This window comes from Actinophytocola sp. NPDC049390, assembly GCF_044466355.1.
In the GTDB taxonomy this organism is placed as follows: Bacteria; Actinomycetota; Actinomycetes; order Mycobacteriales; family Pseudonocardiaceae; genus Actinophytocola.
In genome coordinates, this window is record NZ_JBITMQ010000008.1 from 324,262 (window position 1) to 337,862 (window position 13,601).

The 13,601-nt window shown below is 71.2% G+C and carries 16 protein-coding genes; 13 read left to right on the forward strand and 3 right to left on the reverse strand.

Going from position 1 to position 13,601, the window contains the following annotated elements; genetic code table 11:
* Window positions 1–4: 4 nt before the first annotated feature.
* Genes ACIBVP_RS24040 through ACIBVP_RS24050 form a run of 3 tightly spaced genes read left to right on the forward strand, consistent with a single transcriptional unit; the run spans window position 5 to window position 3,792 of the window.
* Window positions 5–1,525: an ABC transporter substrate-binding protein gene (locus ACIBVP_RS24040; RefSeq protein ID WP_396108504.1), complete on the forward strand. Its 1,521-nt coding sequence runs from the start codon at window positions 5–7 to the stop codon at window positions 1,523–1,525.
* Window positions 1,522–2,697, forward strand: coding sequence for an aminotransferase class V-fold PLP-dependent enzyme (locus ACIBVP_RS24045; protein ID WP_396108505.1), 1,176 nt, complete (start codon window positions 1,522–1,524; stop codon window positions 2,695–2,697). Before ACIBVP_RS24040 ends, ACIBVP_RS24045 begins: the two co-directional genes overlap by 4 nt.
* A 12-nt stretch (window positions 2,698–2,709) precedes the next feature.
* Complete coding sequence (locus tag ACIBVP_RS24050) at window positions 2,710–3,792, forward strand: TIR domain-containing protein (RefSeq protein ID WP_396108506.1); 1,083 nt, start codon at window positions 2,710–2,712, stop codon at window positions 3,790–3,792.
* Between the two features lie 45 nt (window positions 3,793–3,837).
* Here the strand turns inward: ACIBVP_RS24050 and ACIBVP_RS24055 are convergent, their stop codons facing one another.
* On the reverse strand, window positions 3,838–5,109 hold the full coding sequence (locus tag ACIBVP_RS24055; RefSeq protein ID WP_396108507.1) for a M14 family metallopeptidase: 1,272 nt from the start codon (window positions 5,107–5,109) through the stop codon (window positions 3,838–3,840).
* A 179-nt stretch (window positions 5,110–5,288) separates the two neighbouring features.
* Here ACIBVP_RS24055 and hisD point away from each other — a divergent pair, with 179 nt between their 5' ends.
* The 4 genes from hisD to ACIBVP_RS24075 are packed head-to-tail and all read left to right on the forward strand — an operon-like array spanning window position 5,289 to window position 8,495.
* On the forward strand, window positions 5,289–6,611 hold the full coding sequence (hisD, locus tag ACIBVP_RS24060; protein ID WP_396108508.1) for a histidinol dehydrogenase: 1,323 nt from the start codon (window positions 5,289–5,291) through the stop codon (window positions 6,609–6,611).
* The gene (locus tag ACIBVP_RS24065; RefSeq protein ID WP_396108509.1) at window positions 6,608–7,702 is read left to right on the forward strand and encodes a histidinol-phosphate transaminase; all 1,095 of its coding nucleotides are present in this window, start codon (window positions 6,608–6,610) and stop codon (window positions 7,700–7,702) included. Before hisD ends, ACIBVP_RS24065 begins: the two co-directional genes overlap by 4 nt.
* A complete protein-coding gene (hisB, locus tag ACIBVP_RS24070) occupies window positions 7,699–8,298 on the forward strand; it encodes an imidazoleglycerol-phosphate dehydratase HisB (RefSeq protein WP_396108510.1) in 600 nt (199 codons plus the stop codon). Before ACIBVP_RS24065 ends, hisB begins: the two co-directional genes overlap by 4 nt.
* 38 nt (window positions 8,299–8,336) lie before the next feature.
* Window positions 8,337–8,495 (forward strand): hypothetical protein, encoded by a 159-nt coding sequence (locus ACIBVP_RS24075; protein ID WP_396108511.1) that lies wholly within the window; start codon window positions 8,337–8,339, stop codon window positions 8,493–8,495.
* Here ACIBVP_RS24075 and ACIBVP_RS24080 read toward each other — a convergent pair.
* Window positions 8,492–9,049 carry a TetR/AcrR family transcriptional regulator gene (locus ACIBVP_RS24080; protein ID WP_396108512.1) on the reverse strand — a complete coding sequence of 186 codons (558 nt, stop codon included), beginning with the start codon at window positions 9,047–9,049 and terminating at the stop codon, window positions 8,492–8,494. The two genes, ACIBVP_RS24075 and ACIBVP_RS24080, sit on opposite strands and share 4 nt — an antisense overlap.
* 30 nt (window positions 9,050–9,079) lie before the next feature.
* Between ACIBVP_RS24080 and ACIBVP_RS24085 the strand changes: the two genes are divergently transcribed.
* Window positions 9,080–9,499, forward strand: coding sequence for a DUF1992 domain-containing protein (locus ACIBVP_RS24085; RefSeq protein WP_396108513.1), 420 nt, complete (start codon window positions 9,080–9,082; stop codon window positions 9,497–9,499).
* Between the two features lie 52 nt (window positions 9,500–9,551).
* On the opposite strand, the gene soxR is transcribed toward ACIBVP_RS24085, so the two are convergent.
* Entirely contained in the window at window positions 9,552–10,013 is a 462-nt protein-coding gene (gene soxR, locus ACIBVP_RS24090) for a redox-sensitive transcriptional activator SoxR (RefSeq protein ID WP_396108514.1), read from the reverse strand.
* 84 nt (window positions 10,014–10,097) lie between these two features.
* On the opposite strand from soxR, the gene ACIBVP_RS24095 reads away from it, so the two are divergent.
* The 5 genes from ACIBVP_RS24095 to hisH all read left to right on the forward strand — a co-directional run bounded on the left by ACIBVP_RS24095 (window position 10,098) and on the right by hisH (window position 13,592).
* Complete coding sequence (locus tag ACIBVP_RS24095; protein ID WP_396108515.1) at window positions 10,098–10,769, forward strand: thiamine pyrophosphate-dependent enzyme; 672 nt, start codon at window positions 10,098–10,100, stop codon at window positions 10,767–10,769.
* Between the two features lie 3 nt (window positions 10,770–10,772).
* A complete protein-coding gene (locus tag ACIBVP_RS24100) occupies window positions 10,773–11,648 on the forward strand; it encodes a transketolase family protein (protein ID WP_396108516.1) in 876 nt (291 codons plus the stop codon).
* An 86-nt stretch (window positions 11,649–11,734) separates the two neighbouring features.
* Window positions 11,735–12,328, forward strand: coding sequence for a hypothetical protein (locus ACIBVP_RS24105; RefSeq protein WP_396108517.1), 594 nt, complete (start codon window positions 11,735–11,737; stop codon window positions 12,326–12,328).
* A 16-nt stretch (window positions 12,329–12,344) separates the two neighbouring features.
* The gene (locus ACIBVP_RS24110; RefSeq protein WP_396108518.1) at window positions 12,345–12,953 is read left to right on the forward strand and encodes a fibronectin type III domain-containing protein; all 609 of its coding nucleotides are present in this window, start codon (window positions 12,345–12,347) and stop codon (window positions 12,951–12,953) included.
* Window positions 12,954–12,962: 9 nt separating this feature from the next.
* On the forward strand, window positions 12,963–13,592 hold the full coding sequence (gene hisH, locus ACIBVP_RS24115; RefSeq protein ID WP_396108520.1) for an imidazole glycerol phosphate synthase subunit HisH: 630 nt from the start codon (window positions 12,963–12,965) through the stop codon (window positions 13,590–13,592).
* The last annotated feature ends 9 nt before the right edge of the window (window positions 13,593–13,601 follow it).

Below are 13,601 nucleotides of genomic sequence, written 5' to 3' on the forward strand. Positions count from 1 at the left end.
CCTCGTGCGTCAGAAGTCGCGTCTCCTCGTGCCGTTGCTCGCGGCCGCACTCGCGGGCGCCTGCACCGGCGACCCGGCGCCACCGGCTTCCGGCGACCCGGACGGCACCGCCATGGTGATCGCCGTGGCCGACGAGCCCGCCGACGTGAACCCGCTGTCCGGGTTCGCGGAGCACGGCGCCGCGAAGTTGTACGACGGGCTCGTCGAGCACCAGGCCGACCTGTCGCTGCGGCCCGCGCTCGCGACCGGGCTGCCGGAACCGAGCGCCGACGGTCGGTCGTGGACGGTGCGTCTGCGGTCGGGTGTCACGTTCAGCGACGGGTCGCCGCTAGAGGCGCAGGACGTCGTCGCCACCTACCGCGCGGTGCTCGACCCGAAGCGGAAGTCGCCGCTGCGCCAACGGTTCGCCATGCTGAAGGGCGTCACCGCGGTCAACCCGGCCACCGTGCGGTTCGATCTGACCGCGCCGTACGCGCCGTTCCCCGAGCTGCTCGTGCTCGGTGTCGTGTCGAGCGAGTCGGTGACCACCCGGGAGCCCGTCGGTACCGGGCCGTACGAGCTGGAGTCGTGGACGCGCGGCGAGCGGATGGTGCTCGCGGCCAACGAGACCTACTGGAACGACCCGCCCGCCATCGAGAAGGTGACCGTCGAGTTCATCCCCGACGACAAGGCCCGCGCCGACCGCCTGCGCGACGGCAAGCTCGACGGCGCCGCGCTGCCGCCGCCACTCGCCGCCGGGTTCGAGGAGGCCGACGGCATGATGGTGGCCTACCACAGCGCCGCCGACGTGCGGGCCGTCGTGCTGCCCACCGACAACCCGGTGACCGGCGACCCGGCGATGCGGCTCGCGCTGAACCACGCCGTCGACCGCAGGACCATGGTCGAGGAGGCGGTGGCCACGAAGGCACGGGTCGCGTACACGCCGATGCCGCACGTGCTGGCCGAGTTCGTCGACCCGGACGCCACCTTCGAGTTCGACGTGACCACCGCGCTCGACGCGTTGTCCGCGGGCGGTTGGCTGCCGGGCACGGCGGGGGTGCGGACGAAGAACGGCGTGCCCGCGCGGTTCACCCTGCGGTATCCGGCCGGTGACTCGGTGTCCGCCGCGCTGGCGCGGTCGTTCGCCGAGAACGCGCTCGCCGTCGGCGTCGAGGTGACGCCGGAGGCCGTGACCACCAGCGGGCCCGGCCCAGCGGTCGTGCGGTTCGGTGACCCGTTCGACCCGGACCCGAGGCTGTACCCGCTGGTGCACAGCGGCTCCGCGCTCGGCGGCTATCACGACGCGACCGTCGACGGGGCCCTCGTGACCGGCCGCACCGCGACCGACCCGGCGGAGCGGGCGACCGCGTACCGCAAGTTCCAGCGGGCATGGGTGACCGCGCCGGGCATGGTGGTGCTGGTGGCGCCGAACCACACGTACGTGATGCGTGAGAGCTGGGACGGTTACGTGCCGGTCGTCGACGCGTCCGGCGCGGACTTCACGTGGGGGGCCTGGTGGAACCTCGAGGAGTGGACCCCACGGTGATCGACCTCCACGCGATCCGTGCCGACACGCCCGGCACCCACCGCGGCGTCTTCCTCGACAGCGCCGGTTCGTCGCTGCCGCCCGTGCAGGTCCTGGACGAGGTGGTGAACCACCTGCGCCGCGAGGCGGAGGTGGGCGGCTACCGAGCGGCGGAGGAACGCGCGGAGGACCTCGACGAGGGCTATGCGGTGCTGGCCAGGGCGCTGGGCTGTGCACCGGACGAGGTGGCGTTCACGGACAGCGCCACAAGATCCTGGCTGGCGGCTTTCGACGCCATCCCACTGGCCGCGGGCGACCGCGTGCTGTCGACGGAGGCGGAGTACGGCGGGAACGCCGTCCCGTTGCTGCGCCGGGCAGCGGAGGTCGGCGCGACCGTGGAGCCGGTCCCGTCGGACGCGTCGGGGGCCGTGGACGTGGCGGCACTGCGCTCGATGCTGGACGAACGCGTCCGGCTGATCTCGCTGGTGCACGTCCCGACGAACGGCGGCCTGGTGAACCCGGCGGCGGACGTGATCGCCGCGGCGCGTGCGACGGACGCGATCGTGCTGCTGGACGCGTGCCAGTCCGCGGGGCAGGTGGACCTGGCGGGTCTCGACGCGGACATCGTCACGGGCAGCGGCCGGAAGTGGCTGCGGGGTCCGCGCGGGACGGGCTTCCTGGTGGTGCGCAAGCGCATCCGGGACCGGCTGGTGCCGCGGCAGGTCGATCTGCACAGCGGGACGTGGGAGGCGCCGGACCGGTTCTCGCTGCGGTCCGATGCGCGGGTGTTCGAGCTGTGGGAGTCGAGCGTCGCGGACCGCCTTGGGTTGGTCGCGGCGTTCCGGTACGCGCTGGACTTGGGGCTGGCGAACATCGAGTCGACGGTCGCGTCCCGCGGTGAGTACCTGCGGCGCGGGCTGGCCGACGTGCCGGGCGTGACCGTCCACGACCTCGGCACACGGCGGTGCGGGTTGGTCACGTTCACGGTCGCCGGCGTGGTGGCGGCGGAGGTCCGCGACCGGCTGCGCGCCCACCACATCACGGTGAGCGTGTCGGGCACGACGTCGACGCAGTACGACATGACCCGCCGCGGGTTGGACACGATCGTCCGCGCTTCGCCGCACTACTTCGTGACGGAGGAGCAGCTGGACGAGGCCGTCGCGTCGGTGCGCGAACTGGCCGCCCACCCGTGACACCATGACCGCGTGCCGTACGAGTTCGACTTCGATGTGGCGGTCTCCTTCGCGGGCGAGGACCGCGCGCTGGTCGCGGAGGTCGTCGAGGGCCTGAAGACGCGCGGGGTCAGCGTGTTCTACGACCAGGACTTCACCGCCGAGATGTGGGGCGAGAACCTGGTCGACTACCTGCAGACGGTGTACCGGTTGCGTGCCCGCTTCGTGATCATGTTCGTGTCGCGCCACTACCGCGACAAGATGTGGACCCGTCACGAACGTGAGAGTGCCCAGAGCCGGGCCATTCAGCAGGACTCGGCCTACATCCTCCCCGTGCGGTTGGACGACACGGAACTGCCAGGTCTCCACGTGACGACCGGGTATCTCGACGCCAGGGATGTCGGTGCCGGAGGCATCGTCGACACCACGCTGGACAGGCTCGGCGTCGCGCGCGTGGCCGCCGCGCCACGGTTCAACGGGCGCGTGCCGCGCACGGAGGCCGAGTTCGCCGTCGTGCTCAGGGAACGCCCGACAGCCTGGGAGTACCTGCTCTGGTTCGGGCTGCTGAAACAGGGCTTGGACGCCCTCGAGGACAAGTACCGCGACCACCAGATCGGGTACGCGGTGCGGAACGGCAGGTTCGTCCGGCCCGCGGACGCGGTGGAGCTGATCGAGCGGAATCTGGGTGTCCTGCTCAGCCTCGTCGACGGGTTCGACCGGATACTCAGTGCACAAGCCCAGGACGCCGCGTTCGGCCGCGAAGGGGGAGCCGGAGACCCCGACCGGATCAGGCATCTCGCCCGGCGGCTGGTCGGCCTGTACGAGGAGTTCCTGGATCACGCGGCTGATCTCAGGGCGACTTCGGCCGTCTCGTCGGCGTTCCGGGAGATGCTCGACTTGCAGGCGAGAATGGCGAATGAGCCGATCGAACGCATCAGGGGTCTCGTGACCGAACTCGTGCGCGAGGGTGACACCTTGGTCGAACGCGCCGAAGCCGGAACGGACGTCGTCCTGGCGGTCCCCCTGGTGCTGGACTTCGATCATGCGTTGATGGCGCGCTTCTCCGACGCGGTCACCGAGTTCGTCCTTGAGCAGCGGGCGGAGGCCGAGGCATGACGGTGGCCCGGCGACGCAGCCGCCGGGCCACCACGAAACCCCTGGTCAGGTCGCGTTCGACAGCAGGGTGTCGACCGCGCCGTCGTTGCGGGTCGTCTGCGGGACGATGTCCTCGTCCGGCGGGTAGAAACCGTCGATGCCGCCGCCCGACGGGTACATCTCGAAGCAGTACGAGAGCACCTTGTGCTGTCCCCACATCCAGTCGTTGATGTCACCGTCCGTGATGTACAGCCCGGACGACTGGTCCGGCGTGTACCCGTTCGACGCCGCCATCTCCTCGCCGACCGACCTGAAGCGGTCGTACTCCTCCTGCGTCATGCCCTCGGTCACCGTGTCGTAGGTGAACCCGAACGGCCACAGCACCAGCTCGGAGAACGTGTGGAAGTCGATGTGCGCCTTGATCTGTTGCGCACCGCCGACGACCCGGGAGTCCACGAAGTCCTGAACGGCCCGCACCTCGGGTGCCGACGCCGCCGACGGGCCCCGGTAGTCCTCCGCGGACGGTGAGGTCGACGAACCGTCGCAGCAGCCCCAGTTGTACGAGAAGTTCCGGTTCTGGTCTGTCCCGACCGAGCCGTCGTCGTTGGGCTGGCGGTTCTTGCGCCAGCCCGCGTACTCGCCACCCGCGATGTCGAACTCGGCGCCGTCCGGGTTCTGCGACGGGACGACCCAGATCTCCTTCGCGTCCACCGAACCGGTGACCCCGGCGTCCGACCCGTAGCCGGACGTGAAGCGGTCCACGATGTGCAGGCACATCTCCGTGGTCAGGTGCTCGCGTGCGTGCATGTTGCACGTGAACAGCACCTCGGGCTCGTCCTCGTCGGTCGCCGCGTTGTCGCTGATCTTGATCACCGGGATGTCGCGGCCCTCGTACGAGGAGCCGATGCTCGACACCGCCGTGATGTCCGGGTGCGCCGACGCGGCCGCCTGCAGCGCGGCCACCATCTCGTCGTACGTGTGGTACCCCTCGTCACCGGCGGGGAAGTCGGCGGCCCGGGCCGAGACGCCGCCGCCACGCTGGTCGAGCAGCGCCGCCCAGTCGCCCTCCAGCGACAGGGAGAGTCCCTGCGCGCGCAGTGCCGATGCCTGGGACGGGCTCGCCACGACCTCCATGGCGCCGTCGCGAACACCGAGCACGTCGACGCCCGTGCGGGTGACGTCGGCCCGTTCGCCCGCGGTGTCCGCGCCCCGCACCTGGTAGAGCCCCTGGTCCGGCACCGGTTCCTCGGCAGCACCGGCCTGCCAGCCGGTGACGAGCACCAGGACGGCCGCCGTGACGCCGGCGCTCGCCCCGAGCACCCGACGTGTGGTGAGCATGTCGCCTCCCCGAAGGCTGTTGTTGTGATCGCCCGAGCCTCCGGCGGCGACCACGCGGCGACAACCCGTCATTGGTCGGGAACGGTGCGTCAGGATCGCATCACCCGACGAAGGTAGTGGGCCGATCGGGCGCACCACCGACCGCTTAGGCTGGTGCCAGACGAAACGAGAGGAACCCGATGCTGAGCCGCACCGACCTGCGTGGTCGAGTCCCGTCCCCGGCCGAGCTGCGCACGCTCCTGCCGCGCGCCGAGGTGGACGTGGACGCGGTGCTGCATCAGGTCCGTCCCCTGGTCGACGACGTGCGCGAACGCGGTGTCGAGGCCGTGCTGGAGCTGTCCGAGCGCTTCGACGGGGTGCGGCCGGCGGCCGTCCGCGTCCCCGCCCGCGAGCTGACGTCCGGGCTGGCGTTCCTGCCCGCCGCCGTCCGTGAGGCGCTCGAGGAGTCGATCGACCGCGCCCGGCTCGTGCACGCCGACCAGGTCCGCACCGACGTGACGACCCAGGTCGTGCCCGGTGGCACGGTCACCGAGCGCTGGGTGCCGGTCCGCCGCGTCGGCCTGTACGCACCCGGCGGCCTCGCGGTCTACCCGTCCAGTGTGGTCATGAACGTGGTGCCCGCCCAGACCGCGGGCGTCGAGTCACTGGTCGTGTGCTCACCGCCGCAGGCCGAGTTCGGTGGCCTCCCGCACCCGACGATCCTCGCCGCCGCCGAGTTGCTCGGGGTGACCGAGGTGTGGGCCGTCGGGGGAGCGCAGGCGGTCGCGCTGCTGGCCTACGGCGGCACCGACACCGACGGCACGCCGCTGGAGCCGGTCGACATGGTCACCGGCCCAGGCAACGTCTACCTGACCGCCGCGAAGCGCCTGCTCCGCGGCATGATCGGGATCGACTCCGAGGCGGGCCCGACCGAGATCGCGATCCTCGCCGACGACACCGCCGACCCGGTGCACGTCGCCGCCGACCTGATCAGCCAGGCCGAGCACGACACCCTCGCCGCGAGCGTGCTGGTCACGTCGTCGCCGGAGCTGGCCGACGCCGTCGACGCCGAGCTGGCCCGGCAGGTCAAGGCCACCAAGCACACCGACCGGATCACCACCGCACTGCAGGGCCCGCAGTCGGGCTGCGTCCTGGTGTCCGACGTGGACGCCGGACTGTCCGTCGTGGACGCCTACGCCGCCGAGCACCTGGAGATCCAGACCGCCGACGCGTCCGCCGTCGCCGCGCGGGTCCGAGCCGCGGGCGCGGTGTTCGTCGGCGCGCACAGCCCGGTCTCGCTCGGCGACTACTGCGCCGGGTCGAACCACGTGCTGCCCACCGGCGGCTGCGCACGGCACTCGTCGGGCCTGTCGGTGCAGACGTTCCTGCGCGGCATCCACGTCGTCGACTACTCGGCCGAGGCCCTGAAGTCGGTGGCGGACAAGGTGGTCGCGCTCGCCAACGCCGAGGACCTGCCCGCACACGGCCAGGCCGTCACCGCGCGTTTCGGCGGTGAGTCTTGATCGGCGACGACGTCTCGCTCGCGGACCTGCCGCTGCGCGACGACCTGCGCGGCAGGTCCCCGTACGGGGCGCCGCAGCTGGACGTCGAGTTCCGGCTCAACACCAACGAGAACCCGTACCCGCCGCCGCCCGCGCTGGTCGCGGACGTGACGCAGGCGGTCGCGGAGGTGGCGGCGAACCTGCACCGCTACCCCGACCGTGACGCGGTCGCGCTGCGCACCGACCTGGCCGCGTACCTGTCCACGGCCACCGGTGTGCAGCTGCGCACCGCGAACCTGTGGGCCGCCAACGGTTCCAACGAGGTGCTGCAGCAGATCCTGCAGGCGTTCGGCGGCCCCGGCCGCACGGCGCTGGGGTTCGAGCCGTCGTACTCGATGCACCCGATCATCGCCGCGGGCACCCGCACGGAGTGGGCGCCGACCCCGCGCCGCGCGGACTTCACGCTGGACACGGCCGCGGCGGCCGAGGTGCTGGCCGCGCGCAAGCCGCACATCGCGTTCGTGACCAGCCCGAACAACCCGACCGGCGGTTCCATCCCGCTGGCTGAGCTGCGTGCGCTGATCGAGGCCGCGCCAGGGCTGATCGTGGTGGACGAGGCGTACGCGGAGTTCTCGTCGCAGCCCAGCGCGGTCACGCTGCTGGCCGAGTACCCGGCGAAGCTGATCGTGTCCCGCACGATGAGCAAGGCGTTCGCGTTCGCGGGCGGCCGCCTCGGCTACCTCGCGGCCGCGCCCGCGATGGTCGACGCGTTGCTGCTGGTGCGGCTGCCCTACCACCTGTCGGTCGTCACGCAGGCCGCCGCCAGGGCCGCGTTGCGCCACGCCGACGAGACCCTCGCGTCGGTGCACAAGCTGGCGTCCGAACGCGACCGGGTCGTGGAGTCGTTGCGGGGCCTGGGTTTCCAGGTCGTGCCGAGCGACGCCAACTTCGTCCTCTTCGGACAGTTCGACGACGCGCCCGCGACGTGGCGGGCGTACCTGGACCACGGGGTGCTCATCCGCGACGTGGGCATCCCCGGTCACCTGCGGGTGACCATCGGCACCCCGGCGGAGAACGACGCGTTCCTGGCCGCGAGCAAGGAGATCAGGTGAACCGGATCGGCCGCGTCGAGCGGACCACCAAGGAGTCGTCGGTGGTCGTGGAGATCGACCTCGACGGTGCGGGCAAGGTGGACGTGTCCACCGGCGTCCCGTTCTACGACCACATGCTGACCGCGTTCGGCGCCCACGGCATGTTCGACCTGACCGTCAACGCCAAGGGCGACGTGGAGATCGACGCGCACCACACCGTCGAGGACGTGGCGATCGTGCTCGGCGAGGCGATCGGCAAGGCGCTGGGCGACAAGCGCGGCATCCGCCGCTTCGGCGACGCGTGGATCCCCATGGACGAGTGCCTCGCCCACGCCGCGGTCGACGTGTCCGGTCGCCCGTACTGCGTCCTGACCGGCGAGCCGGAGATGATGACCGGCTTCGTGGTCGGCAACAACTACCCGACCGTGCTCAACCGGCACGTGTTCGAGTCGCTGGCCTTCCACGCCCGGATCGCGCTCCACGTACGGGTGATCCACGGCCGCGACCCGCACCACATCACCGAGGCGCAGTACAAGGCGGTCGCGCGGGCACTGCGGGCGGCGTCCGAGTCCGACCCCCGGCAGCAGGGCATCCCGAGCACCAAGGGCACCCTCTAGCGCGTCGACCGATCCGCACGTGAACTACGCTCGTCCGCGTGTCCAAGGAAGTCATCGTCATCATCCTGCTCGCGGTCGCCGGGTTCCTCGTCGGCGGTGTCTACTCGACGTACAAGACCGCGAAGGGCCTCGCGATGATCCTCGGCGTGTGCGCCGTGCTCGCCATCGGCGGCGCCGTCGTCTGGATGAACTCCTAGCACACCCGGTCCAGCTCCGCGTGCAACACCCGGAGCGCGTCGGCCGCGGTGAGGAACCCCGAGGTCAGGTACGCGCTGAGCCCGGTGCACAACGCGAGCAGCGCGGTCGCCGTCACCGCCGGCTCCGGCACCGCCAGCGCGGTGAGCAGGTCGGACAGCACCGGTAGCAACTCGTCGGGCCCGGCGGCGTGCGGCTGCGCGGCGAGCGCCGGGTCGGTGAACGCGAGCGCCGCGTAGGCCGCGTGCACCCGGTACAGGTCGGTGCTCGCCTCGTCGGTCGGCAGCACCGACTCCAGCAGCCCGCGCACCCGCGCCCGGGGCTCGGACGGCAGGTCGTCGAACCGCGCGCCGATCAGCCCGCGCAGGTACACGAGCCCGCCGAGCAGCAGGGCTTCCTTGGTGGGGAAGTAGTACTGCACGAGGTTGACCGACACCCCGGCCTCCGCCGCCACCTCGCGGAACCCGCACTGGCCCAGCCCTCGCGTCCGCGCACACCGCACCAGCGCGGCGGCCATCTCCCGCCTGCGGACGTCGTGGTCGACACGTTTCGGCACTCGATCATCGTACCGCTGTACTATGAAAACATGACCGACAGGAAACCGAAGGGCATGCCGGTCGAACACTGGGTCGACCGGCAGATCCGCATGGCCCAGGAACGCGGCGAGATGGACAACCTCCCGGGGATGGGCAAACCCCTGCCGAAGCGGAGGGGCGGCGCCCTCGAGTGGGTGGCGGAGAAACTCCGCGAGGAGAACCACGACACCTCCGTGTTGCTGCCACCGTCGCTGGCGCTGCCGAAGGAGGTCGCCGCGCTGCCGGACCGACTGCGGAAGGTTCGCAAGGAGCAGGAAGTCCGCGACATCGTGGCCGACCTCAACAAACGCATCGTGGACGTGCACCGACAGCCGCAGGTGGGCCCGCCGCTGCGCCTGGGCCCGCTGGACGTGGCGGACGTCGTCCGCGAGTGGCGCGAGTTGTCCACAGGCGAGGACCGTCCGGCCTGAAACCGTCGGTGCCAGGCTCTACGCTGGTGATCGGGGGCCGGAGGCCGACCCCTCAGATCCCGCCCTCGGTGGCCGCCTTCAGCCGGGGCGCCCCAGGCCCGTACGCCGCCAGCAGATCATCCTTGTTGATCAGGTGGCACGACTTCAGCGACAGGCAGCCGCACCCGATGCACGCGGTCAACCGGTCCCGCAGCCGCTGCATCGCGTCGATCCGCGCGTCCAGCTCACCCCGCCACACGTGCGACAACCGCGCCCAGTCGGCCTTCGTCGGCGTGCGGCCCTCGGGCAGCGTGCCGAGCGCGTCGCGGATCTCCTCCAGGCTCAGCCCCACCCGCTGCGCGGTCCGGATGAACGCGAGTCGCCTGAGCACCGCCCGCGAGTATTTCCGCTGGTTGCCCGCGGTGCGCTCGGACGCGATGAGTCCGCGCTCCTCGTAGAACCGCAGCGCGGTGTGCGGCACACCACTACGCCGCGAGACCTCGCCGATCGTCAGGTGGTCGGGCAGTTTCGGCACAAGATTCACACTACCGTGGACCTCCACCTAGGTCGAGGTCGTCGGCCTTGACCTCCACCGCACTCGAAGTCGCATCCTCGGTACATGACGACGACACTCGATCTCGCCGCCCTGTTCCGGCGGATGACCGGTGACGAGAAGCACGAATGGGCTGCCGCGTCCACATTGGACGTGCTATGGGTGCTCTACGACCGCGTGCTGAACATCTCGCCGGACACCGTGGACCACCCCGCCCGCGACCGCTTCCTCCTCTCGAAGGGGCACGGCCCGATGGCGTTCTACGCCGTCCTCGCCGCCAAGGGCTTCCTCGACCCGGCCGTCCTCGACGACTGGACGTCCTTCACCTCCCCACTCGGCCAGCACCCCGACCGCGTGCTCGTGCCCGGCGCCGAGATCGGCAGCGGCTCACTCGGGCACGGGCTCGGCCTCGCCGTCGGCACCGCGCTCGGCCTGCGCGCGCAGAACCTGACCACGCCGAGGGTGTTCGTCCTCGTCGGCGACGGCGAGTTCGACGAGGGCAGCAACCACGAGGCCATCGCGCTCGCGGGCCGCATGAACCTCGCCAACCTCACCGCCATCGCGGTCGACAACGGCTCCGCGAGCCACGGCTGGCCAGGCGGCATCGCGCGCCGATTCGCCGTCGAAGGCTGGCACACGTCCACAGTGGATGGCCGCGACCACGACCAGCTGTACGCCGCGCTCAACGCCCGTCACGACGTCCCGAACGCCGTCGTGGCAACGATCGGGAAGGCATGAACCATGCGACAGACCTTTGTGGACACCGTGCGCACCGCACTCGACCACGATCCGCGCCTCGCCGTCGTGACCGCCGACATCTCCCGTGACGCCTTCGACACCGCTCGCACCCGGCACCCGCACCGCGTGCTCAACGTCGGCATCCGCGAGCAGGCCATGGTGGGCGTCGCCGGAGGACTGGCGCTCACCGGGATGCGCCCGGTCGTGCACAGCTACACGCCGTTCCTCGTCGAGCGCCCGTTCGAGCAGATCAAGCTCGACCTCGGTCACCAGGACGTCGGCGCCGTCCTCGTGAGCATCGGCGGTTCGTACGACGACCCGGCCTGGGGCCGCACCCACCAGGCACCGGGCGACGTCGCGCTGCTCGACACGCTGCCGGGCTGGACGGTGCACGTGCCCGGCCACCCGGACGAGGTCGCCGCGCTCCTGCCCGCCGCGCTCGCCGGTGACGGCCGGGTCTACCTGCGGCTTTCGAGCCGGGAGAACACGACCGCGCACCCCGCGACCGGCCGGTTCACCGTGGTGCGCGAGGGGCGCCGCGGCACCGTGCTCGCCGTCGGCCCCACCCTCGACAACGTCCTCGCCGCGACGGAGGGGCAGGACGTCACCGTCCTGTACGCGTCGACGATCCGCCCGTTCGACCACCGCGGTCTGCGGGCCGCCGGGCACACCGACATCGTGCTCGTCGAGCCGTACCTGGCGGGCACCTCCGCGCATGAGGTGGCCGCCGCGTTCGACGACGTCGCGCACCGGCTCCGCGCCGTCGGCGTCCGCCGCGACCGCGAGGTCCGCGCGTACGGCACGGCCGAGGAACACGACGTCCTCCACGGCCTCGATGTGGCGGGGATCGCGAAGACAGTTCGTGAATTCCTCCGATGATTGTGGTCTAGACCAAGAAGCGTGTTTCCCGTACCGTGGCCGAGTGACCACGATTGGTTAACCTGCCTTCCTGATCGGGGTACACCATGAAACGTCAACTGCTGGCGGGCGTCACCGCCGCCGCGCTCACGCTCGCCTCGGCACCGGCCGCCACCGCCGAGGTCGAGCCCGGCGGGTGGACCTCCTACTCGCCGGGCTTCTCCGTCCAGGAGCGCGGCTGCGGCGACGTCAGCGCCCTCACCTTCACGCTGACCTGCTCGACCGCGAGCGGTGACCAGCGTGCCGAGCGCCGCTACGCCACCTACGCCGGCGGCTCGCGGCAGTTCGAGGGCTACTTCCGCATCACCAGCCAGACCGGCACCAGGATCAGCCTCAAGCAGACCTTCCACGAGACCGGCAGCGGGCCGTACTTCATGCTCGCGGTGGAGCGCGGCGGTCGCCTCTACGCGGTGCACGGCGGCACGACGCTCGCCACGGGTGCGACCGTCGGCACCACGGTCCGGGTCAACACGGTCCACGAGGTGGGCGGCACACATCGGACCTATATCAACGGCTCGCGCAAGCACACGGTCTCGAGCGGGACCGGCGGCTTCTACGACAAGTTCGGCGCGTACCGCACGAACAGCGGCGCCGGACCGATCTCGGTGGTGTGGAGTGGCATTCGCTTCTGGCGCAAGTAGAGCGGCGCTCTGCCTCGTGGTGCTCGCGTCGGCCTGTTCGTCAGCCGGGGCGAAGGACGCGGGCATCCGGTTGTCCGCGTCGATCACCGGCGACGACGTCACCCTCGCCTGGGAGGGACACGGGGGTGACGTCGTCGTCGAGTTCGCCACCGAACCGGGTGGGCCGTACACGATCCTCGGCTTCGTGCCACGGGCACAGACCACGTACGAACACCCCGACCTGATGCCGGCGACCACGTTCCACTACCGCGTCCGCCCGATCGAGGGACCCGCATCCGACTCCGTGACGGTGGTCCCGGCCACGGATCGTGTCGAAGGCGAGGACTGGCTCGTGCCACGCACGGTGCCGGACGACCGGGCGGCGCCGAGGCCCGGCGGCACCCCGACGAACCTCCTCGTCGAGTCCGTCGGCGCCGACGGACTACGTCTGACCTGGACGGACAACGCGTCCGACGAGATGGGCTACCTCGTGGAGCACCAGGTCGGCGACCGGTTCGAGGTCGCGTTCGTGGTCGACGCGGAGGTCAACTACGTCGGCCTGATCGGGGACGGCGCCGACACCTATCGGGTGCGTGCCTATCGCTACGGGGAAACGTCCAACGTGGTCAGCGAGCGCACCCCGTAACCTGGTGACGTGGCACGAGTCGTCGTACTGGACTACGGATCAGGCAACCTGAGGTCGGCCGAGCGCGCGCTGCGCCGGGTCGGGGCGGACGTCGAGGTGACGAGCGACCGCCATGCCGCGCTGGAGTGCGACGGGCTGGTGGTGCCGGGCGTCGGGGCGTTCGCCGCGTGCATGGCGGGCCTGCGCTCGGTCGCCGGTGACCGCATCATCGGCCAGCGCCTGGCGGGCGGCCGCCCGGTGCTCGGCGTGTGCGTCGGCATGCAGATCCTGTTCGAGCAGGGTATCGAGCACGGCGTGCAGACCGAGGGCTGCGGGCAGTGGCCGGGCACGGTCGACCGCCTCGAGGCCGAGATCGTGCCGCACATGGGCTGGAACACCGTGCGCGCGCCGCAGGACTCGGTGCTGTTCGACGGCCTCGACGCCGACACCCGCTTCTACTTCGTGCACTCGTACGCGGTGCGGAACTGGGAGCTCGTGGCGGATGGGCCGATGGCCGCCCCCAAGGTGACGTGGGCGACGCACGGCGGCGACTTCGTGGCCGCCGCCGAGAACGGCCCGCTGTCGGCGACGCAGTTCCACCCGGAGAAGTCCGGTGACGCGGGTGCGCACCTGCTGACCAACTGGCTGAAGAGCCTTTAGCTAGTCTCT